This is a genomic window from Ruegeria sp. AM2 (genome assembly GCF_056540685.1).
The window spans coordinates 529,368-549,647 of record NZ_JBQFXE010000002.1 but is presented as its reverse complement, the minus strand read 5'-3'; the positions used below and the strand labels follow the sequence as shown (position 1 = coordinate 549,647).

General features: G+C 58.9%; 18 protein-coding genes. 10 read left to right on the top strand and 8 right to left on the bottom strand.

The genetic code is table 11. The annotated features are described in order from the left end of the window. Positions 1-27 precede the first annotated feature (27 nt). A complete protein-coding gene (locus ACR0CR_RS08305; protein WP_480598133.1) occupies positions 28-1,566 on the bottom strand; it encodes a TrkH family potassium uptake protein in 1,539 nt (512 codons plus the stop codon). Beyond that, the gene (trkA, locus tag ACR0CR_RS08300; protein ID WP_480598132.1) at positions 1,566-2,942 is read right to left on the bottom strand and encodes a Trk system potassium transporter TrkA; all 1,377 of its coding nucleotides are present in this window, start codon (positions 2,940-2,942) and stop codon (positions 1,566-1,568) included. The genes ACR0CR_RS08305 and trkA overlap by 1 nt, the downstream gene beginning before the upstream one ends. A gap of 192 nt (positions 2,943-3,134) precedes the next feature. Here trkA and ACR0CR_RS08295 point away from each other — a divergent pair, with 192 nt between their 5' ends. Beyond that, positions 3,135-3,518: a hypothetical protein gene (locus ACR0CR_RS08295; RefSeq protein WP_480598131.1), complete on the top strand. Its 384-nt coding sequence runs from the start codon at positions 3,135-3,137 to the stop codon at positions 3,516-3,518. On the opposite strand, the gene ntrX is transcribed toward ACR0CR_RS08295, so the two are convergent. From ntrX to dusB, 5 genes are all read right to left on the bottom strand, one after another. Then, a complete protein-coding gene (gene ntrX, locus ACR0CR_RS08290; protein ID WP_480598130.1) occupies positions 3,519-4,928 on the bottom strand; it encodes a nitrogen assimilation response regulator NtrX in 1,410 nt (469 codons plus the stop codon). Further along, positions 4,925-7,150 (bottom strand): sensor histidine kinase NtrY-like, encoded by a 2,226-nt coding sequence (locus ACR0CR_RS08285; RefSeq protein WP_480598129.1) that lies wholly within the window; start codon positions 7,148-7,150, stop codon positions 4,925-4,927. Before ACR0CR_RS08285 ends, ntrX begins: the two co-directional genes overlap by 4 nt. 162 nt (positions 7,151-7,312) lie before the next feature. Then, positions 7,313-8,680 carry a response regulator gene (locus ACR0CR_RS08280; RefSeq protein WP_480598128.1) on the bottom strand — a complete coding sequence of 456 codons (1,368 nt, stop codon included), beginning with the start codon at positions 8,678-8,680 and terminating at the stop codon, positions 7,313-7,315. Further along, positions 8,680-9,762, bottom strand: coding sequence for a two-component system sensor histidine kinase NtrB (locus ACR0CR_RS08275; protein ID WP_480598127.1), 1,083 nt, complete (start codon positions 9,760-9,762; stop codon positions 8,680-8,682). Before ACR0CR_RS08275 ends, ACR0CR_RS08280 begins: the two co-directional genes overlap by 1 nt. Next, entirely contained in the window at positions 9,759-10,742 is a 984-nt protein-coding gene (dusB, locus tag ACR0CR_RS08270; protein ID WP_480598126.1) for a tRNA dihydrouridine synthase DusB, read from the bottom strand. Before dusB ends, ACR0CR_RS08275 begins: the two co-directional genes overlap by 4 nt. Before the next feature lie 184 nt (positions 10,743-10,926). Between dusB and ACR0CR_RS08265 the strand changes: the two genes are divergently transcribed. The 6 genes from ACR0CR_RS08265 (at position 10,927) to ACR0CR_RS08240 (ending at position 16,910) form a co-directional block, all read left to right on the top strand. Then, positions 10,927-12,057: a bifunctional 2-C-methyl-D-erythritol 4-phosphate cytidylyltransferase/2-C-methyl-D-erythritol 2,4-cyclodiphosphate synthase gene (locus ACR0CR_RS08265; RefSeq protein ID WP_480598124.1), complete on the top strand. Its 1,131-nt coding sequence runs from the start codon at positions 10,927-10,929 to the stop codon at positions 12,055-12,057. Next, positions 12,054-12,551, top strand: a complete 498-nt coding sequence (locus ACR0CR_RS08260) for a phosphatidylglycerophosphatase A family protein (RefSeq protein WP_480598122.1) — start codon at positions 12,054-12,056, stop codon at positions 12,549-12,551. The genes ACR0CR_RS08265 and ACR0CR_RS08260 overlap by 4 nt, the downstream gene beginning before the upstream one ends. Next, positions 12,548-13,030, top strand: coding sequence for a CinA family protein (locus ACR0CR_RS08255; protein WP_480598121.1), 483 nt, complete (start codon positions 12,548-12,550; stop codon positions 13,028-13,030). The genes ACR0CR_RS08260 and ACR0CR_RS08255 overlap by 4 nt, the downstream gene beginning before the upstream one ends. A gap of 145 nt (positions 13,031-13,175) precedes the next feature. After that, entirely contained in the window at positions 13,176-14,357 is a 1,182-nt protein-coding gene (locus ACR0CR_RS08250; protein WP_480598120.1) for an ammonium transporter, read from the top strand. A gap of 125 nt (positions 14,358-14,482) precedes the next feature. After that, a complete protein-coding gene (locus tag ACR0CR_RS08245; RefSeq protein ID WP_480598119.1) occupies positions 14,483-15,160 on the top strand; it encodes an orotate phosphoribosyltransferase in 678 nt (225 codons plus the stop codon). A 259-nt stretch (positions 15,161-15,419) separates the two neighbouring features. Then, positions 15,420-16,910 (top strand): replicative DNA helicase, encoded by a 1,491-nt coding sequence (locus ACR0CR_RS08240; RefSeq protein WP_480598118.1) that lies wholly within the window; start codon positions 15,420-15,422, stop codon positions 16,908-16,910. A gap of 3 nt (positions 16,911-16,913) precedes the next feature. On the opposite strand, the gene ACR0CR_RS08235 is transcribed toward ACR0CR_RS08240, so the two are convergent. Further along, entirely contained in the window at positions 16,914-17,447 is a 534-nt protein-coding gene (locus ACR0CR_RS08235; protein ID WP_480598117.1) for a GNAT family N-acetyltransferase, read from the bottom strand. Between the two features lie 272 nt (positions 17,448-17,719). Here ACR0CR_RS08235 and alr point away from each other — a divergent pair, with 272 nt between their 5' ends. The 3 genes from alr to ACR0CR_RS08220 are packed head-to-tail and all read left to right on the top strand — an operon-like array spanning position 17,720 to position 20,276. Continuing rightward, complete coding sequence (gene alr / locus ACR0CR_RS08230) at positions 17,720-18,754, top strand: alanine racemase (RefSeq protein ID WP_480598116.1); 1,035 nt, start codon at positions 17,720-17,722, stop codon at positions 18,752-18,754. After that, complete coding sequence (locus tag ACR0CR_RS08225; protein ID WP_480598115.1) at positions 18,751-19,533, top strand: MlaE family ABC transporter permease; 783 nt, start codon at positions 18,751-18,753, stop codon at positions 19,531-19,533. The genes alr and ACR0CR_RS08225 overlap by 4 nt, the downstream gene beginning before the upstream one ends. Next, positions 19,530-20,276, top strand: coding sequence for an ABC transporter ATP-binding protein (locus ACR0CR_RS08220; protein ID WP_480598114.1), 747 nt, complete (start codon positions 19,530-19,532; stop codon positions 20,274-20,276). Before ACR0CR_RS08225 ends, ACR0CR_RS08220 begins: the two co-directional genes overlap by 4 nt. The last annotated feature ends 4 nt before the right edge of the window (positions 20,277-20,280 follow it).

The following is a 20,280-nucleotide window of genomic DNA, read 5'->3' as shown; positions in this document are numbered from 1 at the left end:
CACTAACAACAATGCGATGACGCTAGGTTAATCCCGCCACAGAGAAGGCGTGATCAACGCGATAATCGCCAAAGTTTCCAAACGTCCGATGACCATGGCGGCGCACAATGTCAGTTTGGCAGGCTGCGACAGGTCGATCAGGCGAATGGGATCATCCGTTGCAAGCTCAATCAACGGCCCGGTCGTGCTGAGCGTGGCCACGCTCAGGACCATCGCATGCTCGAACGCGACACCCATCATGGCCAGCAAAAGATTGAAAGCCGCAAGCGTCAACGCAAACATCATCAGGAAGATCCAGGCGATAAACGCTCCGTCGCTTTGAATACGGCGGTTGCCGCCGCCTTCGCCGCTGACCGAGGATGGATAAATCAACCGGTCAATCTCGCGTTTGCCATTCAGGTAGAGCGCGAAGACGCGCAGCAACTTGACCCCTCCGGCAGTCGTGGCCACTCCGCCGCCGACCAAAGCCAGCCCCATGAGGATCAGCCCGGGCGTGCCAAGACCGGACAGCTGTTGCGCGTCATTCCAGTTGGTGCTTTCGAACCCGGCGGTGGTCAGAAAAGACATCACGGTAAAAACCATGCCCCAGGCAACACCGAGCGCCTGAAGCGGTGTTGCTTGGACGTTCAGTTCAGCAATCCCCGCCAAGGTTCTAATAAACAACAAAGACGCGACCGCCAAAACGATGAAAATTCCGATCCGAAACTCGGGATCTTTGTCCAGACGCGAATACCCTGTCGTCGCCGTATCGGTTGAAAATGTCAGGCGCGATAGAGCAAAGAACAGAAACAGAAACACGATGGCCTCACCCGTCAGGCCTGCTGTTGACCCGTCAAGACCGCCGACGGGCGAAATGCCAGACGTTGCCATAGTGGACATCGCGTGACACACCGCGGTCAGACCCTGCTCGCCCGCGATCAGAAGCAAAAGGCAAATGACGGCGGTCAGCCCGGCGTAAACCGGCGTCAGCGTAAGCGTCACGCGGATCAACAATCCGCGCGGGTCCATCTTTTCGCTCTGCGCCACGCCAGAGACCGGACGGCCGGGTTGCCCGCGCGCGGTGACTTCAAACCCGCCCAGAGACAAGGGCGCAAGGATCGCGGCGGCTGCGATCCACATCAGCAAACCGCCCATCCATCCGACCATCGCGCGCCATAGATGCAGTGGACCTGACAGGCGCGCGGGGTCCGGAAACAGGTTGGCACCAGTTGTCGTCAACGCGCTGACCATATCGAAATAGGCGTTCAGAAAGCTCGTCGTGCCCAATGCATCGTGCAGCGGTATGGCCAAAAAAACGGGTAGCACCGTAAACGTCGCCAGTAACGCCGCCAGCTGGCCCAACGTTCCCCGACGCGGGTGGCGGTTCATTTGCGCCAGCGCGATCATTGCAACCGAAAACAGACCCAGCAAACCCGAATAAAAGAACGCCCGCGAGGTCGCATGGTTGTCCAACGCCAGCGCGTAGACGGCCGGGATCCACATCGACAGGGAGGTGATGCCCCAGATCAGCAGCAGCAGCGGCAGACGCCGTATCACCCCGATCTGCTGTCCACGCGCCTGTGCCATCAGAAAAAGTCGATCGAGACCTGCATCAGCCGCTCAACCTCGGGGACATCATTTGCCATGGCGAAAATGGCGACGACGTCCTTTTCCTCGATCCTTAGACTGCCGGTCGGGCGAACGACCTCATCGCCTTTTCGCACCGCCCCGACCAGAACACCTTCAGGGAAATCGATATCGCGCAAACGCTGCCCAGCCATGGGCGAGGTAGAGAGGACTTCGGCCTCAATGACTTCGGCCTCGGCATCCCCAATGGAATAAACCTGTCGCACGCGCCCATGCCGGATATGGCGCAGGATCGAACTAACAGTGGTGGCGCGCGGGTTGATATAGGCATCAATCCCAAGCGGTGCCATCAGCGCAACCATGCTGGGATCGTTGATCAGCGCGATGGCCAGCGCGCAACCTTCGGCCTTTGCGCGCACTGCTGCAAGCATATTGGCTCGGTCGTCGTCAGTGACCGCCAGCATCGCGTCGGCCCGTTCAATGCCGGCCTCGCGCAGCAAAGCAGCGTCCAGACCGTCGCCATTCAGCACAATTGTCCGCTCCAACGCTTCTGCCGCCAGTTCCGCACATCTGCGATCACGTTCGATGACTTTCGCCCGCACCCGGCTTTCACGTTCTTCCAGCGATCGAGCCACTTCGAGGCCCACGTTACCGCCGCCCACGATAACGACCCTGTCCTGCTTGCGCTGCGCTTTGCCAAAGACTTCGACAGTACGGTCCACGTCCTTTGCGTTGGTGAAGACATAACATTCGTCGCCGACGAAAAGCTGGTCTTCGGACTCTGGCGCGAATAGCGTGCCTTCACGCCGCACACCAACGACAATCGAGCTGAGCGTCGAAAACAGGTCCGTCAATTGCCGAAGCGGCGTGTTTACAATCGGGCAGTCTTCATCGACCCGCAGACCCAAAAGCTGAGCCTTGCCGTCCATGAATATCTCGGTGTCAAACGCCGACGGGGCCGACAGGCGACGCATGGCCGCGGCGGCGACCTCGCGTTCCGGGCTGATCACCACGTCAATCGGCAGGTGATCACGGCGGTAAAGATCCGAGTGAATAGCCTCAAGGTACGATTTTGACCGCAACCGCGCGATTTTGCGCTGGATCGAGAACACGGAATGGGCCATCTGGCAGGTGACCATGTTCACTTCATCCGAGTGTGTCGCCGCGATGATCATATCCGCGTCGCGGGCGCCTGCGCGCTCCAGCACATCGGGATAACTGGCAAAACCTGCAATCCCTTGAACATCCAACGTCTCGGTCGCGCGGCGCACCAGATCGGGGTTGTTGTCAACCACGGTCACATCATTCAATTCACCTGACAGGTGACGCGCAATCTGCCAGCCGACCTGACCGGCACCGCAAATGATGACCTTCATGTTTCTGGCCCTTCTGCCTGAAAGCATTGAATGACAGATGCCCCACAAGCGGTCAATTGATTTGTAACCGGGTCGAAACTGCGGCAGAATAACTGCATGAAAACAATGCTACGCCTGTTCTTTTCATTGATTTGGGTGTCCGCGTGCGGTCCCCTGTCGCTTTATTATCAAGAGGGGGAAAGCGTAGCGCGCATGCAGACCGAGACGACCGCATGCCAGGTGCAGGCGCTGCGGGATGTTCCGGTGGCCAATCAGGTGCGGCAGAGCCCTCCGGTCTATTGGCCGGGGCGAAGCTATTGTGACAGTCGCGGGCGCTGCTATCGCAACCCGGGCTGGTGGGAGCCCGGGCGCATTTATACCGTCGATGTCAACCAGGGCCTGAGAAACAAGGTCGAGGCGCAATGCATGGCCCAAAAAGGCTTTCGCCCCATCAGCCTGCCCCCTTGCAAGCAAGGCGTGAAGTCTCGCGTCACGCCTGCGCGGACCACAACGCTACCACCGTTGAGCGGCGCGTCGTGTTTTGTGAAGTTCGACGACGGAACATTTCAGATCATCACGCCGGGGCAAACCGGCTGATTACTCTGCCGGTTCCGGTTCATCGATCTGCGCCACGCGCGCGCCGGACTTGTTCGACGTGACCACGCCCAGCGACTTCAGTTTGCGGTGCAATGCGCTGCGTTCCATGCCGACAAAGCTCGCGGTTCGGCTGATGTTTCCACCAAAGCGATTGATCTGGGTCAGCAGGTATTCCCGTTCGAATGCTTCGCGCGCCTCGCGCAGCGGCAAGGTCGCCAATGCGCCGGACAGGACCACACGGCCCGGATCGTCTGACTTTTCTTCCTCGCTCGGCAATTCACGGGCTTCAATCGGACCTGTGCCGTCGCCCAAAATCAGCACACGTTCAATCAGGTTCTTTAGTTGACGCACATTTCCGGGCCACGTCATTGTCTGCAGTAGAGCAACGGCCTCGTCCGACAATTCACGCACAGGCAAGCCCTGAGATTCATTGCACATCTCAATAAAATGCTGCGCCAGAACAGGAATGTCCTCGCGCCTCTCCTCCAGCGAAGGCACGGCAATCGGAACGACATTCAGCCGGTGATAAAGCTCTTCGCGGAACCGGTCGGCCGCGATCTCGGTTTCAAGACACCGATTGGTCGAGGAAATTACCCGCAGGTCTACCCGCACCTTGTCGGTGCCACCAACGCGCTGGAATTGTTGGTCTACCAACACACGCAGGATTTTGGACTGGGTGCCCAAAGGCATATCGGCAACCTCGTCGAAATAGACTACGCCGCCATGCGCCTCTTCCAACAGTCCGGACTCGATCCCGCGTTCCGAAGATTCCCGCCCGAACAGAACTTCTTCCATCCGCTCCGGCTCGACCCCGGCGCAATTGACCGTCACGAACGGAGCGTTCGCGCGGTTGGAATGCGCATGAATATACCGCGCGGCGATCTCTTTGCCTGAACCGGCGGGGCCAGTCAGCATCACCCTACCGTTGGACTTGGTGACCTTGTCCAAATGGCTCTGCATCGCGCGGAATGAGGCCGATTTGCCGATCATATCCGAACAGCTGACCTCTTTGCGCTTCAGCGACGCGTTTTCGCGGCGCAGGCGCGAGGTTTCCATGGCGCGGCGGATCACGACCATCAACTGGTCAATGTTAAAGGGCTTTTCGATGAAGTCGTACGCGCCCTGCTTGATCGCCGCCACGGCGATCTCGATATTGCCGTGGCCGGAAATGATCACCACCGGGACATCCGGATTGTCACGTTTCACCGCCTTGAGGATATCGATCCCGTCCATACGGCTGTCTTTGAGCCAGATATCAAGGATCAAAAGCCCCGGCGGTTCGGCATTGATTGCCGCCATGCAATCATCCGAGTTGCCCGCCAATCGGGTGGAATAGCCTTCGTCCTCCAGAATGTCGGACACCAATTCGCGAATATCGCGTTCGTCATCTACGATCAGAATGTCGCTCATCTTTGGCCTGCTTTCAGTTTGTTGGTTTTAATCGCCTGTTTGGGTGGCGCGACTGCCGGAGCGCCGACGGCTCCGGGCAAACGGATCACAGCCATCGCGCCGAAATGGTCCTGTCCGTCAAAGACGGGCGCATCTTCCAAGGTCAGCACGCCGCCGTGTTCTTCGATAATCTTCTTGACGATGGGCAGGCCAAGACCCGTGCCCTCATCCCGTGTGGTCACATAGGGTTCAAAAAGCCTCGCCCTGTCTTCCGGCAGACCAATACCGTTGTCGGCAATCGTGACAACTGTAACCGCATCGTCGCTTGAAACGACCACCCGAATTTGTGGTTCCAGATTGCCCGGCGCTCCCTTTTTCTTAAGGGTCTCTATGGCTTCACCTGCGTTCTTGATCAGGTTGGTCAGCGCCTGGCTCATCATCGTGGCATCAATATCCGCAAGGATTGGAGTGTTGGGCAGATCAGCCTCAATCCGGACGTCAGGTTGGCCCGCCTGCTGCAACAGCACGGCCTCACGCACGAGGGCAACAACATTTTCTTCCTGACGGTCCGGCTCGGGCATCCGGGCGAATTTCGAGAACTCGTCCACAATGCGCCGCAAGTCGTTCGTCTGCCGCACGATGACATCGGTCATGGAAACCAGTGTGTCGCAGTCGTCCTCGTCCAGTTTGCGTGAGAATTTGCGTTTTATCCGTTCCGCACTCAGTTGGATCGGGGTCAGAGGGTTCTTGATCTCATGGGCGATGCGGCGGGCGACGTCACCCCATGCGGCCATGCGCTGCGCGCTCACCAGATCGGTGACGTCATCAAAAGCGACCACGTAACCTTCCAGCCCACCATCTTCGCCGCGCCGCGTGGCCATCCGCACCAAAAGGTTCTCCAACCGCCCCTTTCGCGTGACCTTGACCTCGCCCTGTACCGCCTCTTGCCCGCTTTCCTTGAGGCTTTCGAAAAGTGGAAGGAACTCGGGCACCGCGATACCTATGGCAAGGCTATCCCCGGCGCGCGACCAGTCGAGCAGACGTTCGGCGGATCGGTTGACGAATGTGACGCACCCGTCCGAGTCCACGCCGACAACGCCCGAAGTCACCGAACTCAGAACCGAGTCGAACAACCGGCGGCGACGCTCAATCTGGCGGGTGTTTTCCAGCAGCGTGTCGCGCTGCCCCTTCAGCTGGCGCGTCATCTGGTTGAAGTAACGGCCCAGCATGGCGATTTCATCCTCGCTGGCCTCTTCGATGACCTGAACGCTCAGATCACCTGCACCGACGCGCTGCGCGGCGGTCGTCAGTCGGCCCACGGGGCGCGACAGACGTTCAGCGAACCACATGCCCAGCGACATGGCGGCGAGAATCAGGATGACCGCGAAAGCCAGGTACAACAGGCCGAACTCGAACAGCACCCTGCCGCGTTCACTTTCCAATTGGCTGTAGAACTGGGCTGTTTCCTTGGTGTCGTCCAGCAAAGTGAGCAACTGGCCGTCAACCTCGCGACTGACATAGAGGTATCGGTCCAGATAGGCCAACAAAGGCACCAAGGCCCGAAATTCGCTGTTTTCCCAATCGGCAATGATCGCCATGCCCTGATCGTTGGCCTTGATGATGTCTTCTTGCGTCGGTGCTTCATAGTTGAACAAATACGACCGGTCACCGCGCGCCCGAATTTCGCCGCTTCCGTCAATCACGTAGGCTTCGCGCAATCCGCGTTGAATCTGCGCCTGCCCCTGCGCCAGAACCTCGCGCAGTTCAGCGTCTGAGATGTAGAAATCCAGTGCCCGCGCATTGTCCAGAAACCGCGCCAATACAGCCGCGTCCTGTGTTAAACCTTCGCGATGTTCCTGTTCATAGGCCTCGGCGGCCGTCAGGGATGAGCCGACAACCTCGCGCACCCGGTCAGAAAACCAACCTTCAAGCCCGATATTGACGGTCAGGCCGGCGAATACTGCGACGGTCACAGTTGGGACAAGGGCCGCAAAGGTAAATGCACCGATCAGGCGCAAGTGCAGTCGGGAACCTGCGGATTTGGCCCGCCGCGCCGCGATCAAACTACCCAGTTGCCCAAGCACAAGCGCGGCAACCACCAGAACGTAGACCAGATCAGCCAGAAGAATCAGTCGCAGAGTCGGCGCGTTCGCACCCAGATCAAAGGGTCCGATGACAAGGTATGTTGCGAGCGTAAGAAAAGGGCCCAGAATAACCAGACCCAATGTGCCGATATTGCGCATTCTCCGGGACTTACGCCACCGGAAGATCGATAGGATTGGCCCGTACTGTGCCCGGGTTGCCACCGTCTGCCCTCATTCTAAAGTGTCGCTTGCGCGACGAACCGCCATATATCGTGGTCGTTGCCGGGCGCGAACCCGGATGCCACGGTTTGTGTGGCGATATTACATCAGTTTGCGTCGACGTGTCACCTGAATATCGAGGTCTGTTATCTTTTTGCGCAGCGTATTCCGGTTAATACCCAGAAGATCAGCACATTTTGCCTGATTTCCCCCGGTCGCATCCAGCGCTATTTCGATCAGCGGTGCCTCAACTTCACGCAGAATGCGTTGATACAATCCCGGCGGCGGTAACATGTTACCGTGCAGATCGAAGTAGCGCCGAAGGTGACGCTCGACCGAGGTCGACAGCTTTTCGCGCTCACCCTCGCCCAGAACAGGCTCTGCCTCGGGCTGGCTGCCCAAAACCATCTCGACTTCGGTCTTCGAGATCTCGTCAGATCGGCTCGTCAGGCTCAAGCGCCTTACCGCATTCTCCAACTGACGCACATTGCCGGGCCAGGAATACATGCGCACCAATTCGATAGCCTCAGCGCTGAGCCAGCGCTTGGTGCCGCTTTCGCGCTCTTCCCGTGCCAGAAAATGTTCCGCGAGAAGGGCAATGTCGTCCACACGCTCGCGCAGCGCCGGCACGTGGATCGTTGCGCCGCACAGGCGATAGTACAAATCCTGTCGCACGCGCCCGCTTTCCATCGCATCGGTCAAGTTCGACTGGCTGGTGGCCATGAACCGGGGCATGTGATCGCCCGGAGTGTCCATCATCCGGACAATGCGCGCCTGAATTTCATCGTCGATATCGGTGATTTCATCAATCAACAACGTGCCACCGCGCACCCGTGCCATCACCCGCGCAGGGCCTTCCAAATCCCGTAGATCAACTGCGGTAGCCGTTACAAATGGCAATGTGCGACGATCTGAGAAATCGTGTATTGCCCTTGCAATCAAAGACTTACCAGTTCCACTTTCGCCGGAAATCATCACGGAAAGATCCGTATTCATCACCCGCGCGACCAACCGGTAAAGGGCCTGCATAACCGGCGTACGCCCAACCAACGGCAAGTCGTCCGGTCGGTCTTTATTGTCCTCAGTGGGCTCAATCTGGGCGCGCTGTTTCTGGTCCAGCGCGCGCGCCGTGCGCTTCATCAGGTCCGGCAAGTCAAAAGGCTTGGGAAGGTAATCATAGGCGTCCGCCTCGGCCGCCTGTATGGCTGTCATGATTGTATTCTGCGCCGAGATCACGATCACCGGCAATCCAGGCCGGTCCTGAGAGATTTTTGGCAGCATCTCCAGACCATTGCCGTCCGGCATGACAACGTCCGAAATCACAACGTCGCCCTTGCCCTCACCAACCCAACGCATCAGCGTGGTCAGTGAAGATGTTGCGTGAACCTTGCACCCTGCTCGGGTCAATGCCTGCGTCAATACCGTGCGGATTGTGCGGTCGTCATCCGCGACCAGGACTGTGCCGTCCATCAGGTGCTCTCCTTATTATTGTTTTCTCTGGGTGCCCGGCGCAGCGACAGGCGAAAAACGGTTCGGCCCGGAACAGAGTCTGCCGAAATCCAGCCGTCATGATCCGAGACGATCTTGCTGACCAGCGCCAGGCCAAGTCCGGTGCCGTTTTCCTTGCCGGATACAAACGGGTCGAAGATATCGCTACGGATCTTCTCGGGCAGACCCGGCCCGTCGTCTATGATCTCAACCTGTAATGGCAGGGAATGACCCGAGCCATCGCTGCGGCGCAGGCGGAACGAATGTTCGAAATAGGTGCGCAGACGGATCGTTCCGCCTTTGGGATCAGCCGCTTCCGAGGCGTTCTTCAACAAATTCAGAACGACCTGAAGAAATTGATCCGGGTCACCGTAGGCCAAAGGCAATGACGGATCATAGTCCTCAATGATGGTCATATGCGCCCCAAAGCCCAGCAAGGCAGACCTGCGCGCGCGGTCCAGCACATCGTGGATGTTGACGGGTTTGAAATCCGGCTGAGACAGGTTTCCGAATTGCTCGACCTGTTCCAACAACTTCACGATGCGACGACTTTCTGCGACAATTAAGTCCGTCAGTTCAAGATCTTGCGGGGGGATATTCATGCTCAGCAACTGCGCAGCACCCGTGATCCCAGCCAAAGGGTTCTTGATCTCATGCGCCAACATCTCGGCCATGCCGATCGCCGATTGCGCAGCCGATTTCACCGTATTGCCGCGAGTCATGCGCCCGGCCAGTTCCCGTGGCGAGATAATCATGATCATCAATCCCGGATGGCCAACCAACGGAGCGATTTGCAAAGCACACTGTAACGGCGCACGGCTGCCCGAGCCCACATCCACGTCGTTAACGAACAACGGCGTTCCCTGTTCTCTCGCACGCTGAAACGCTTCCTCCAGTGGCGCATCGACAGCGATCTGATCCCAAACCGGATGGCCAACAACGGCCTTTCGAGAGGCATTCAAAAACCCCTCACCCGAGGAATTGACATCGGAAATCCGGTCATCGCCGTCGATGATGAAGGCGGGAACAGGCAGGGACGCCCAGATGCTGTGATCGGAAGTCATGCCGCCGCCTCTGTCTCATTACCCAAGGCGTCGCCGAGCATACGTGTCACCTCGACCGGGTCGCGGGATGTCAGAATGGCGCGGCGCAATTGCGCGGGTGTTCCGGCCTCATCCATGTACCAACCCAGATGTTTGCGCGCGACGCGCAGCCCCAAGTCGGCGCCGTAGAACTCAAGCATGGCCTCATAGTGCGCCTGCACCATTTGGATGAGCTCTGCTCCGCTTGGGATCTCAGGCGCAACTGCGCCATAGAGGTCATGACAAATCTGCGCCAAAAGCCATGGCTTTCCCTGCGCGCCACGGCCAATCATTACGCCGTCTGCACCTGAGTGCCCTAGCGCAGTGCGCGCGGCGTTGGTGTTGACAATATCGCCGTTGGCAATCACCGGGATCGAAACGGCATCCTTAACAGCCCGAATTGCTTTCCAGTCCGCCTGCCCTTTGTAGAACTGGCATCGCGTACGCCCGTGGATCGTTACCATCTTGATACCGGCATCCTGCGCGCGCCGCGCTACATCCGGCGCATTCAAAAGGTCATCGTCCCAGCCCAATCGTGTTTTCAGAGTCACCGGGACGTCCACGGCTTCGACCACGGCCTCGATCAACGTCAACGCGTGATCCGGTGTTTTCAACAAAGCCGAACCGGAATAGCCGTTCGTCACCTTCTTGGCCGGGCATCCCATATTAATGTCGATTACACGCGCACCCCGATCCGCAACCTGACGCGCGGCCTCAGCCATCCAGTGCGCTTCACGTCCAGCCAGTTGAACAGCGGTGTTTTCCACATCCGCCGACAGTTCAGCCCGCTCCCGCACACCGGGCTTGGCCTGCACCATTTCCTGACTGGCAACCATCTCGCTCACGACCATCCCTGCGCCGAAGCGCATCACCAGATCGCGGAAGGGTCGATCCGTGATTCCGGCCATGGGGGCGAGCAAAACCGGTGGGTTGAGGTCTTTGTCGGCGAGTAGCAGTGTCAACTTGCTTAATCCTTGGGCAGTTGTGGCTGTGATATCGAATTGAGCGTATATGAACAACAAATCCACGGCGTTTAAGCCCGCAAAATCATCATATGCACATTTTTTAGGCACGTTTACGCGGGTGATTGCCTCTCCATTCACCGCGCCCTAAACATTGCCGGTAAATCGCCGGAGAATCCGCCCTATGACCACCGCCGCCATCATCGTCGCCGCAGGACGCGGCCTGCGCGCTGGCGGAGGTACCCCGAAACAATGGCGACCGCTAGCCGGACGCCGCGTCGCGGACTGGACGATTGAGCGGTTTCGCGGGCATGTCGATCACCTTGTTCTTGTCTTATCTCAAGAGGATAGCGCGGCGTGGCAGGAGTTCGAGGACACCGACCTGATCCTGACATCCGGGGGTTCGGACCGGGCTGAATCCGTGCGTAACGGGTTAGCGGTTTTGGCAGGAATGAACGTCTCCAACGTGCTGATTCACGATGTTGCGCGCCCCTGCGTTAGCGACAGGATCATTCAGGACGTTCTGGCCGCGCTCAGCACGATGCCAGCGGCGGCCCCTGGATTGGCGGTAACAGACGCTCTTTGGACCGGCGATGGAGCGATCGTCACCGGCACACAGGACCGGAGTGGTCTCTATGCGGCGCAGACTCCGCAGGGCTTTCACTACGACGCAATCGTGGCCGCCCATGCGGCGCATTCCGGCGCGGCTGCGGATGATGTCGAGGTCGCCCGCTCGGCAGGGCTGGACGTGGCGATTGTACCGGGCGACGCCGACAATCTGAAAATCACAAGGCCCGAGGATTTCACCCGGGCGGAACGCATATTGGGAATGAATATGGATGTAAGGTTGGGCAACGGCTATGACGTGCATCGGTTTGGAGACGGCGATCACGTGATCCTGTGTGGCGTGAAAGTGCCGCATGATCGCAGTCTTCAAGGTCACTCGGATGCGGACGTCGGAATGCACGCCGTGACCGACGCGATCTATGGCGCGCTGGCGCAAGGTGACATCGGCCAGCACTTTCCCCCGTCGGATCCGCAATGGAAAGGCGCGGCCAGTGAGATTTTCCTGCGCCACGCGGTCGATCTTGCCGAAGACATGGGCTACGCGATCTCGAATGTCGACTGCACCCTAGTCTGTGAGTATCCCAAAATCGGCCCGCATGCACAGGTGATGCAGGATGAAATGGCCCGTATCATGGGCCTGCGCGCCGATCAGGTCTCGATCAAGGCGACCACCTCGGAACGGCTGGGCTTTACCGGGCGCAGTGAAGGAATCGCGTCGCTCGCCACAGCCTGTCTGGTGAAATCATGAACGCCGCGCGTCTGATCGGAACTGTCTGTGGCGTCGGTTACCTGCGCCCCGCGCCAGGGACGTGGGGATCATTGGCTGCCCTACCCCTTGTTTGGGGCCTGCATACGCTGGGCGGCTTTCCACTGCTGGTGATCGCAACGCTCGCTGCTTTCTTCGGTGGTCTTTGGGCGACGCGCGTTATGACCGCCGGTCAGGAGAACCACGACCCGTCAGAGATTGTCATCGACGAAGTCGCCGGGCAATTCATCGCTCTGTGGGCGATTTCCTACCCGTCCTGGGCGCACGGGATCGATATCACGGCGCTGTGGCCCGGCTGGGTCGCGGGCTTCTTCCTGTTCCGCCTGCTTGATATCACCAAACCCGGCCCCGTCGGCTGGGCCGACCGGCGCAACGACGCCATGGGTGTGATGCTGGATGACGTGATCGCTGGCGTCTTCGCCGCAATCGGCGTGCTGGTTTTGGCGGGAGTAGCACATGGAGTTCTAGGTCTATGACCATCGCCGACCTGCTGGACCGCGCCAAAGCGCAGGGCGTGATGATCGCCACCGCTGAAAGCTGCACGGGCGGCATGGTCGCTGCGGCTTTGACTGATATTCCCGGCAGCTCTGCGGTGGTTGAGCGCGGGTTTGTCACTTACACCAACACCGCCAAGCAACAGATGCTTGGCGTGAAGGCCGATACGCTGAACGCTTACGGCGCGGTGTCTGAAGAGGTCGCGCGTGAGATGGCCGAAGGTGCATTGCAGCATTCAGAAGCGCAACTGACCGTTTCAATCACCGGCATTGCGGGCCCTGGTGGCTCTGAATTCAAACCGGAAGGGCGCGTATGCTTCGGAACAGCGGCGGATGCATTGCCGACAACAACAGAAACGTTTGAGTTTGGCCCGCTCGGGCGCGAACTGGTGCGCGTTGCGGCACGGAATCATGCTTTGAAACTGCTCTCGACGGCGCTTTCCAACATCGCACAAAAATAGTGCAATGACTCAGATTTGACGCACACTTAATCACCGCTTTGCAAAAAGCACCGAAAATGGGCGGCTTTTTGGGGTCTTGCCTCTTTTTTCCCCGCCCACACTCCGCTTCAAGCCCCGCCACGCAAGCTGAAGAGGAGAGCGGCTGATGAATGGAGCCGATACAGCCTGGATCATAGTGGCAACGGCACTGGTCCTATTTATGACACTTCCGGGCCTGGCCCTTTTCTATGGCGGCCTCGTGCGCGCCCGCAACGTCCTGAGCGTGTTCATGCACTGCTTCAGCATTGCTTGCCTAATGAGCATTCTATGGCTGGTCGCAGGCTATTCCATTGCATTCGGCGACGGCGGATCGGGCCTGTGGGGCGGTCTGGGCAAAGCCTTTCTGAACGGTGTCGATGCGGACAGCTTGTCGGGCACCCTGCCCGAGGTCCTGTTCTTCGCTTTCCAGATGACCTTCGCAATTATCACACCCGCCCTGATCGTCGGCGCATATGTCGAGCGCGTGGGCTTCGGCTTTGTGCTGACCTTCTCGGCCCTGTGGATGCTGCTTTGCTATGCGCCCGTGGTGCATTGGATCTGGGGCGGAGGCATCCTGACCGATGGCGGCATCCTGGGTGAAATCGGCGTGCGCGACTTTGCCGGAGGCATCGTGGTGCACGAAACCGCAGGTCTGGCAGCGCTGGTGATCGCCGTGGCGCTAGGGCCGCGCCTGAACCGCACAACGCCTCCGCACAACCCCGGCTTTGTCATGATCGGCGCTGCGATGCTGTGGGTCGGCTGGTTTGGCTTCAACGGAGGCTCGCAACTGGCCGCCGACGGTGGGGCCGCGATGGCGATGACAGTGACACATATCTCGGCCGCCACTGCGTCGCTGACATGGGCACTTTACGAACGGATCAAGTATGGCAAAGCTTCGATGGTTGGTCTGGTGACGGGCACGATTGCGGGCCTGGCCTCGATCACCCCGGCGTCGGGCTATGTCGGGCCGGTGCAGGCGCTGATCATTGGCGCTGTCGCCGGTGTGCTGTGTCAGGAGGCGGTGAACATCATCCGCAACAAGCTGAACATCGACGACACGCTCGACGTTTTCGCCGTGCATGGTGTCGGTGGTATCTTTGGTACGATCATGATCGCCGTCTTTGGTTTGGGAGCATGGACGGCTCAGTTGGGTGGCCTGGTCATCGTCGGCATCTTCACGGTCGTCGTCACCTTTGTCCTGATCAAGGTCGTTTCCCTGATCACCCCGCTGCGGGTCGATGCCGAGACCGAAACCAACGGGCTCGACCTGTCGGTGCATGGCGAACGGGCCTACGACATGACCAGCTAAGTAGGTTTCTGCACCTTCACAAAAAGCGGGCCTTGATGGCCCGCTCTTCTTTTTCGTCCTATCGACTCTTGGGTCGCAAGCAGGCTATCAGCCAGCGACACCCTTCCAGCCCAGAGGTTTGCGCCATGATCCCCAGTTCCTTCCCCGACAGCACCGAAATCGCCCGCCTGACCGCGCGGATGCTGCTGGAGATCAAGGCCGTTCACTTTAACTCACGCGAGCCGTTCACACTGGCCAGCGGCCTGCCCAGCCCGACCTATATCGACTGCCGCAAGCTGATCTCATACCCGCGCATCCGCTCGACCCTTATGGACTTCCTGACCGTCACCGTGATGCGCGACGCAGGCTTTGAGGCGTTTGACAATATTGCGGGTGGTGAGACCGCAGGCATCCCCTTCGCCGCTATGGTCGCCGAGCGCATGGCGCTGCCGATGACCTATGTACGGAAGAAGCCCAAAGGCTACGGCCGCAACGCCCGCATCGAAGGCGCGATGAGCGAAGGCGAACGGGTGCTGCTGGTCGAGGACCTTACCACCGACGGCGGATCTAAGCTGTCTTTCGTGGATGCGATCCGCGAAACTGGCGCAACCTGCGGCCATACAGCGGTAATCTTCTACTATGGCATTTTCCCTGAGACCGAGAAGACGTTGGGCGATCACGGGATAAAGCTGCATTCCTTGTGCACATGGTGGGATGTCTTGGCCGAGGCCAAGGCGCAAAAGGCCTTTGATGAAGAGACCCTTAGCGGTGTCGAGGCCTTCCTGAGGGACCCTCGGGGCTGGCAGGAAACGCATAAATCTTGAATTTCGGCCTGTGGGCAGCTTGGGGATAGTTGATATTCGAATCGTCCCCAACCACGCCTATCTAGTCTGCGAATACACACCTAACACCAAATGTTGCGATAGCACCGTTCTCGTGCAAAAATGGGCGGAAGTTATCCCCATTCAGATGGGCAGTTATCCCAAAGCCGTGGGCGGTTATCCCAACTTACCCCCATTCATTTGCAGATAGCTTGAACAAGGGTTTGGCGTATAGAACCTCAGCACGGGCAGCGGGGACAAAATGAACGAGATAAGCAGTATCGAGCAGGCGGCAGCACAGATTCAAAATGCTGAAACAATGCCGCATTCGATTGAGGCCGAGCAGCAGCTTCTGGGCGCAATCCTGACGAATAACGACCTCTATGACCGGGTCGCCTCGATCATCGGGGCCGAGCACTTTTTTGACCCGGTCCACTCGCGGATCTACGAGGTGGCGGCCGCACGCATCGCCAAGAATGCGCTGGCCTCACCCGTGACGCTGAAATCTTTCATGGCCGAGGATGACGGCCTGAAAGAACTGGGCGGCCCCGCCTATCTGGTCAAATTGGCCGGTGCCTCGATCAGTGCCTTCGCGGTACATGACTATGCCCAGATGATCTATGACCTCGCCATCCGGCGCGAGTTGATTCGGTTGGGCCGTGACATCTCGGACAAGGCAGCGCGGGTCGATGTATCCAGCGAACCGAAAGAGCAAATCGTCGAGGCCGAGCAACAGCTTTATCAGTTGTCCGAGCAGGGCCAGACCGAACAGGGTTTTCAATCCTTCCTCAAGGCGGTCACAGAAGCCGTCAATGTCACCAACGAAGCGTACCAGCGCGGTGGTGGCATGGCGGGGATTTCCACCGGTCTGGCCGATCTGGACAAGCAACTTGGGGGTCTGCACCCCTCGGACTTGATCATCCTTGCGGGGCGTCCTTCGATGGGGAAAACCTCGCTGGCGACCAACGTGGCGTTCAACGTTGCCAAGGCTTACAAACGCGGCACTAAATCGGATGGGTCCGAAGGTGCGGTCGATGGCGGCGTTGTTGGGTTCTTCTCATTGGAGATGAGCGCCGAACAGCTTGCCGGTCGTGTTCTGGCCGAGGCCTCGGAAATTTCCAGCCACAAGATCCGCCAGGGCGACATGACCGAGGCCGAGTTCCGCCGTTTCGTGGACGCCGCAAAGGAACTGGAGGCCTGCCCGCTATTCATAGACGACACCCCCGCCCTCCCGATCTCTCAGCTCGCCGCGCGTGCGCGGCGGCTGAAGAGAACGCATGGGCTGGATTTGTTGGTCATCGATTATTTGCAGCTGTGCCGGGGCATGTCTGACAACCGTGTCAACGAAATCGCCGAGATTTCGATGGGTATGAAAGCCATCGCCAAGGAACTGAATATTCCCGTGATCGCATTGTCTCAGCTCAGCCGTCAGGTTGAAAACCGCGATGATAAACGCCCGCAGTTGAGTGACCTGCGGGAATCAGGCTCGATCGAACAGGACGCCGACGTGGTGATGTTCGTATTCCGCGAGGAATACTACAAAGAGCGCGAAAAGCCCGGAGATCACGAGCTGGAAAAGATGGAAGAGTGGAAGCAGGCGATGGAGCACCTGCATGGCAAGGCCGAGATTATCGTTGGCAAACAGCGCCATGGCCCCATCGGCACGGTCGAACTTTCGTTCGAAGCGCAATTCACACGCTTTGGCAACCTGGTCAAACCCTGGCAACAGGAAGGTCAGATCGAAGGGTACTGACCTCTACCAAAGCTCCGGCCGGTTCAGCGCTTCGACACAGCGCGACTGGCCGCGCAAGGGGCCAGTATTCTGATCCGAGAGGAATTGACCCAACCAGCCATGAGGATGGCTTAGGCTCAGCGGGGCTTGCGCAAAATCCTCGCTGATCTGACTAAAGCCAGTTTTGACGTAATACGCCGGATCACCATAGGTAACCACAAAATCCACACCCACATCCCGCAGTGTGTTCAGCCCAAAGCGAATAAGGTCCTGCCCCACACCGCCACGTTGCCGATCCGTTTTGACTGCGACCGGGGACAGGATGAATGCTTGCCTGTCATCTTGATCAAATGTCAGCCGTGAGAAACAGATACAGCCCGCTAAAACATCTTGGTCCCAAGAGGTGAAAACGAACAGATCTGCGTCGGGGGTGGTCATCAGGTCGGTCACAAATGATCGGATCAATTGCCCCTCGGCGGCCCCTTCCGACGCCGTGAAGACCTGTTCAAACAGCGCCGCGATTTGATCCTTTTCGGTCTCATAGTCGCGTTTGATCACAGCGTGGTGTCCTTCTCCGTTTGTCCTAGGGCTTCATTTCGGTCCGAAATCAAGCCAGCCGGATGCAAGGCTATCAGAGACGATCATGACTTGGCGGGTTTTTTTCTCTCTGAATGCACACAATCCCGCGCATTCTCGCTAAAGTAGCAAACCCCTATTATCAATGAGTTTCCTTAGGATTTCGGGACAATCCGCCTGCGATTGGTCGCGTGACGCGCGGTTTTGGTCCATTCCCTCTTGACCTCATGGGGTGCGGTGGCATGAACAGGGGCATGAGTACCGCACACCTGACAATCAACCTTCACGCGCTGATCCAGAACTGGCAGGCGCTGGACGCCAAAACCGAAGTCGAAACCGGTGCCGTCGTCAAGGCCGACGCCTATGGGCTAGGTGCAGGACCGGTGGCTGCTGCACTGGCGGATGAAGGCGTGCGCAAGTTCTTCGTAGCGGTCGCAGAAGAGGGCGCGACCGTGCGTCAGGCCGTTGGACCCGAGGCGACAGTCTTTGTGTTCTCGGGCCATATGGAGCGCGACACCGATCTTCTGAAAGACCACAACCTTACGCCGCTGATCAACGCGCCCGAGCAGTTTCAGCGCCACATGCAATCCCTTCCGGGCCATCCGTTCGGCATTCAACTTGATACCGGCATGAACCGGCTGGGTGTGGAACCCGCCGAATGGGAGGACATGCGATCTGAGGTGCTGGCTGCAAACCCCAGTCTTGTGATGTCCCATCTGGCCTGCGCGGATGAACCTGAACACTCCATGAACGCCCAGCAACTTAAGGCGTTCCGGCAAATGACAGACGGCCTGGCGGTTCCCCGTTCTCTCGCTGCGACTGGCGGGATATTGCTGGGGTCTGAATATCATTTCGATCTGTGCCGCCCTGGTGTTGGCCTTTACGGCGGCATGCCCTTTGCCGAAGCCCGCCCTGTGGTGACGGTCGACCTGCCGGTCATACAGATTCGCGATGTCGCCATCGGTGAGACCGTGGGTTACGGCAACAGCTGGTCTGCGCGCCGCCCCTCGCGGATCGCCACCGTCGCGGCCGGGTATGCCGACGGACTGCACCGGGCAATCGGAGGTGGTATTGATGCATTTGCCGGGAATACGCCCTGCCCTGTGGTCGGACGCGTCTCGATGGACCTTATTACCATTGACGTCACCGACCTGTCCTTTAATCCTGAAAGCCTGCGCATCCTCAACGGACACCAGACCGTCGATGATCTGGCCGAGGCCGCAGGTACGATCGGGTATGAGGTCCTGACATCGTTAGGAAGCCGTTTTTCACGGGGCTATGTTGAATGAACCCTCTTAATTTGCTTGGCGGGCTGGGACGCGCCGTCCTGTCCCTGCTGGCAACATTTGGCCGCGTCGCCCTGTTCACGGTGGACGCGGTTTCACACATATTTCGGCCGCCCTATTACCCGCGCGAATTCGGGATGGCGCTGCTGAACATCGGCTGGCTGTCCCTTCCTGTCGTCGGCCTGACCGCGATTTTCACCGGCGGTGCGCTTGCGCTGCAGATTTACGCTGGCGGTGCGCGCTTCAATGCCGAAGCCGTTGTGCCGCAGATCGTAGCCATCGGCATGGTGCGCGAATTGGGCCCCGTTCTGGGCGGCTTGATGATCGCGGCGCGCGTGACCTCGTCCATCGCGGCCGAGATCGCCACTATGAAAGTGACCGAGCAGATCGACGCGTTGGTTACCTTGTCCACGCATCCGATGAAATACCTCACTGCGCCGCGGGTGCTGGCCGCGGTGATTACCGTGCCTATGCTGGTCGCAGTTGGCGACGTGATCGGAATCGCGGGCGGATATTTCGTGGCGACGCAGAACCTGGGCTTCAACGCTGCGGTCTACCTGCAGAACACGATGAACTTCCTCGAACTGCACGACATCATCTCGTCCCTGGCCAAAGGGGCCGCGTTTGGTCTGATCACCGCCATCATGGGCTGCTACTACGGCATGAACTCGGGTCGCGGCGCGCAGGGCGTGGGCCGGGCGACAAAGTCCTCGGTCGAATCCGCCGCCATCATGATTTTGGCCGCCAACTTCATTCTGACAGGGGTGTTCTTCTCGATATGATCCGGATGGAGAACGTACATAAAGCCTTTGGGTACAACCATGTGCTGCAGGGCATGAGTCTTGATATCCCCAAGGGCACCTCGATGGTCATCATCGGCGGTTCGGGCACCGGGAAGTCCGTGGCGCTGAAGTGTATCCTTGGCCTGATCAAACCCGATAGCGGCATGATCTATGTCGACGGCAAGGACGCCAGCACAGGGGATCGCGACGCGTTTCTGGCCCGGTTCGGGATGCTGTTTCAGGGCGCAGCGCTGTTTGATTCCCTGCCGGTCTGGCAAAACGTCGCCTTCCGCCTGCTACGCGGCCCTCTCAAGCGCCCCGCCGACTATGCACGCGAGATTGCCATCGAAAAACTGCGCCGCGTGGGCCTGAAATCCGACGTCGCCGACCGCTTTCCGTCTGAACTGTCGGGCGGCATGCAAAAACGCGTTGGCCTCGCCCGCGCCATCGCCGCCGAGCCCGAAATCATCTTTTTCGACGAACCCACCACCGGGTTGGACCCGATCATGTCCGGCGTCATCAACGACCTGATCCGCGAGATCGTGACCGAGATGGGCGCCACCGCGATGACCATCACCCACGACATGAGTTCCGTCCGCGCAATTGCCGACAACGTCGCCATGCTGCACGGAGGCGTGATCCAATGGACCGGCCCGGTCGGTCAGATGGATAACTCGGGTGATCCTTATGTGGAGCAGTTCATCAGCGGGAGTGCGGAGGGGCCGATTGAGGCGGTAAGGTAGTCAA

Bases quoted from the DNA above. Each gene is read 5' to 3' on its own strand.
- ACR0CR_RS08305 (WP_480598133.1), bottom strand. From the start codon at position 1,566: ATGGCACAGGCGCGTGGACAGCAGATCGGGGTGATACGGCGTCTGCCG.
- trkA (WP_480598132.1), bottom strand. From the start codon at position 2,942: ATGAAGGTCATCATTTGCGGTGCCGGTCAGGTCGGCTGGCAGATTGCG.
- ACR0CR_RS08295 (WP_480598131.1), top strand. From the start codon at position 3,135: ATGCAGACCGAGACGACCGCATGCCAGGTGCAGGCGCTGCGGGATGTT.
- ntrX (WP_480598130.1), bottom strand. From the start codon at position 4,928: ATGAGCGACATTCTGATCGTAGATGACGAACGCGATATTCGCGAATTG.
- ACR0CR_RS08285 (WP_480598129.1), bottom strand. From the start codon at position 7,150: ATGCGCAATATCGGCACATTGGGTCTGGTTATTCTGGGCCCTTTTCTT.
- ACR0CR_RS08280 (WP_480598128.1), bottom strand. From the start codon at position 8,680: ATGGACGGCACAGTCCTGGTCGCGGATGACGACCGCACAATCCGCACG.
- ACR0CR_RS08275 (WP_480598127.1), bottom strand. From the start codon at position 9,762: ATGACTTCCGATCACAGCATCTGGGCGTCCCTGCCTGTTCCCGCCTTC.
- ACR0CR_RS08265 (WP_480598124.1), top strand. From the start codon at position 10,927: ATGACCACCGCCGCCATCATCGTCGCCGCAGGACGCGGCCTGCGCGCT.
- ACR0CR_RS08260 (WP_480598122.1), top strand. From the start codon at position 12,054: ATGAACGCCGCGCGTCTGATCGGAACTGTCTGTGGCGTCGGTTACCTG.
- ACR0CR_RS08255 (WP_480598121.1), top strand. From the start codon at position 12,548: ATGACCATCGCCGACCTGCTGGACCGCGCCAAAGCGCAGGGCGTGATG.
- ACR0CR_RS08250 (WP_480598120.1), top strand. From the start codon at position 13,176: ATGAATGGAGCCGATACAGCCTGGATCATAGTGGCAACGGCACTGGTC.
- ACR0CR_RS08245 (WP_480598119.1), top strand. From the start codon at position 14,483: ATGATCCCCAGTTCCTTCCCCGACAGCACCGAAATCGCCCGCCTGACC.
- ACR0CR_RS08240 (WP_480598118.1), top strand. From the start codon at position 15,420: ATGAACGAGATAAGCAGTATCGAGCAGGCGGCAGCACAGATTCAAAAT.
- alr (WP_480598116.1), top strand. From the start codon at position 17,720: ATGAGTACCGCACACCTGACAATCAACCTTCACGCGCTGATCCAGAAC.
- ACR0CR_RS08225 (WP_480598115.1), top strand. From the start codon at position 18,751: ATGAACCCTCTTAATTTGCTTGGCGGGCTGGGACGCGCCGTCCTGTCC.
- ACR0CR_RS08220 (WP_480598114.1), top strand. From the start codon at position 19,530: ATGATCCGGATGGAGAACGTACATAAAGCCTTTGGGTACAACCATGTG.